This is a genomic window from Bartonella vinsonii subsp. berkhoffii ATCC 51672 (assembly GCF_902825225.1).
GTDB classification, from domain to species: Bacteria; Pseudomonadota; Alphaproteobacteria; order Rhizobiales; family Rhizobiaceae; genus Bartonella; species Bartonella berkhoffii.
In genome coordinates this window covers 1-2,075 of sequence record NZ_CADEAK010000045.1, presented here as the reverse complement: position 1 = coordinate 2,075, position 2,075 = coordinate 1, and the positions used below count along the sequence as shown (strand labels likewise).

General features: G+C 36.0%; 4 protein-coding genes and 1 pseudogene. 2 read left to right on the top strand and 3 right to left on the bottom strand.

What is annotated here, in order from left to right; all coding sequences use genetic code 11:
* The first annotated feature begins 352 nt into the window (after nt 1–352).
* Both J7R10_RS07985 and J7R10_RS07980 read left to right on the top strand, forming a co-directional pair.
* On the top strand, nt 353–535 hold the full coding sequence (locus J7R10_RS07985; protein WP_010705372.1) for a type II toxin-antitoxin system HicA family toxin: 183 nt from the start codon (nt 353–355) through the stop codon (nt 533–535).
* Between the two features lie 20 nt (nt 536–555).
* A complete protein-coding gene (locus J7R10_RS07980) occupies nt 556–978 on the top strand; it encodes a hypothetical protein (RefSeq protein WP_010705371.1) in 423 nt (140 codons plus the stop codon).
* 3 nt (nt 979–981) lie between these two features.
* On the opposite strand, the gene J7R10_RS07975 is transcribed toward J7R10_RS07980, so the two are convergent.
* From J7R10_RS07975 to J7R10_RS07965, 3 genes and pseudogenes are all read right to left on the bottom strand, one after another.
* Nucleotides 982–1,524: a hypothetical protein gene (locus J7R10_RS07975; protein ID WP_010705370.1), complete on the bottom strand. Its 543-nt coding sequence runs from the start codon at nt 1,522–1,524 to the stop codon at nt 982–984.
* A gap of 10 nt (nt 1,525–1,534) precedes the next feature.
* Nucleotides 1,535–1,678 carry a hypothetical protein gene (locus J7R10_RS07970; RefSeq protein WP_192813169.1) on the bottom strand — a complete coding sequence of 48 codons (144 nt, stop codon included), beginning with the start codon at nt 1,676–1,678 and terminating at the stop codon, nt 1,535–1,537.
* 181 nt (nt 1,679–1,859) lie between these two features.
* Nucleotides 1,860–2,075, bottom strand: a pseudogene (locus J7R10_RS07965) (hypothetical protein); the annotation flags it as partial.

Here is a 2,075-nt window from a genome sequence, read left to right as displayed (position 1 = left end):
CTTTCATCATAGCTCCTTTTGGGGAATTATTTAATGACATAATAAGTCAAATATTGATTTTTGTTATTTGAAAAATGGATTAGCCAAAATTTGCGAGAAAACAGGGCTTTTTAGCCACGTTTCAAGTCCACATTTCACTGAATTTTGGGGGATATTTTTGAATTTTAGATACAATACAACCAATGTCGTATTATCATTAAATACGACTTTTCACATATTGTCAACAAAAAAATCAATATATTGTGTTTTTTAATTTTTTTATCCAAATCTGGTGTTTTAAAAGATGTTCTTTATTTTCTTTTAACATAACGCAAGTGTTGTATTGAAACATTTTAGATGCTATATTATTATAATGAATAGTCAAGAATTGAAAAGATATCTTATAAAGCATGGTTGCAGTTTTACTTCAGGGAAGGGTGGACATTTGCTTGTCAAGCGCGGTTCTAAAAAATCCGTTTTGCCTATGCATGGTACGCGAAAAGAATTAGGAACAGGATTAGTTCAGAAGATTCTTAAAGATTTTGACCTGAAATAAATCTGAATATGGAGATGTAAATGAAATATGCAATCAAATTTATCAAAGATGACAATGATACTCTTCTGGTCATCTCTAAAGACTTTCAGGAATTTATTACCTACGGGAACGACGAAAAAGAAGCTTTAGAACAGGCTAAAAATGCACTTTTAACAGTTATTATGGGGCGTTTTCAAGATCGCGAAGTTGTTCCTTTGGGAGCGTATGATGCTATCTATCCTTTTGTTGAAGTCTCTTCATTGGTGACTTTAAAAATTGCAATACATAACGCTATGATTGAAAAAAACTTACGCAAAGCTGATCTGGTACGTCTTTTAAAACTTCATCCAATACAAATTGACCGATTGTTGGATTTAAACCACGCAACAAAATTAGATGCCTTAGAATCCACTCTCATTGCTCTTGGAAAAGAGGTTGCCATTAATATCCGAGATGCCGCTTGAAAACTACCGGTTTTGCATAAAGTGTTTATAAAGCGCATTTAGAACAATACGTAATGAAGGCACAAGATGCGGTAGTGATTGATCTTCTATCACAAGATACTGTAATGCGGCATGAAGGTTATATTGACGGTATAAACATTGAGCTTCTTGAACAACATCTTTTACAGCTAAAAGATGTTCTGTTGCTATTTGTACCCATTGCTCTCTTGCTCCATCATCAGAAGTTGTAGGCATTTCATCATAAACAGCACTGGGTAAAGCTTTTGCACAGAGGTAATTGTTTCTGATTTGGAGATACTTTTGTGCTGCATCATACTGATCTTGATTGAGTTCGCCTTGCAAATAAAGCCGCCCGATATAGGTACCAGCAAGCGGATTTTTGGCGTCTTGTATGGTTAAACAGAAGCGTTTAGCACGTATTTCTATTGCTAATTGATCAACAGGTTCACGCGGTGTTTTGGCTCTTGAGATGCGACCATTCGGTTCTCTTACACATCCCTGAATTCCTGGGCGTCCGCGTTTTGCATGTTTTTTTCTTTTTGTCATATTTTTTCAATCAAAATGGCACGCTATCATGAAGAGATGTACTAAAATCAGCTGCTCCATCGCCCCATGGAACATACCCAACAGCTGTTGCAACAAACTTCTTTTGCCTTGGCTGTTTACGTTTTTTTAAGAACAGATCTTTAAAAATTCCCATGCTTTTAGTCCATAATTTTACTATTGGCCTATTTGCCTCAAATTTGGCCGTACAGAGCGTTTTCTATTATAGATATGGTTTTCATCATAAAATCTTTAAATCGCTCTGTGCGGTCTCTTTTTGACGATTTAAACGCATACTCAATCCAAAAATGATCACCACTTTTCACTATTTTGCTGTCTCAAATGTTTTTCATTCTTCCCCCAAGACCAGTTAAAGTTTCTTCAAGCTCTTGCTTGTGAATAAGCGTTAGTGGTCTAAAATGTTCTCTCGCTGTTGTTTCTTTCAGTGCCTTTTCACGCGTGTTTTCAATCGCTCTCCGTACACTTCCGGCTTTGGAAAGAAGGGTATTTTCTATGGTTTGGCAATAAGCTAAAAGCTCTCCGCAAGTTGGCAT

Bases quoted from the DNA above. Each gene is read 5' to 3' on its own strand.
- J7R10_RS07980 (WP_010705371.1), top strand. From the start codon at position 556: ATGAAATATGCAATCAAATTTATCAAAGATGACAATGATACTCTTCTG.
- J7R10_RS07970 (WP_192813169.1), bottom strand. From the start codon at position 1,678: ATGGGAATTTTTAAAGATCTGTTCTTAAAAAAACGTAAACAGCCAAGG.
- J7R10_RS07985 (WP_010705372.1), top strand. From the start codon at position 353: ATGAATAGTCAAGAATTGAAAAGATATCTTATAAAGCATGGTTGCAGT.
- J7R10_RS07975 (WP_010705370.1), bottom strand. From the start codon at position 1,524: ATGACAAAAAGAAAAAAACATGCAAAACGCGGACGCCCAGGAATTCAG.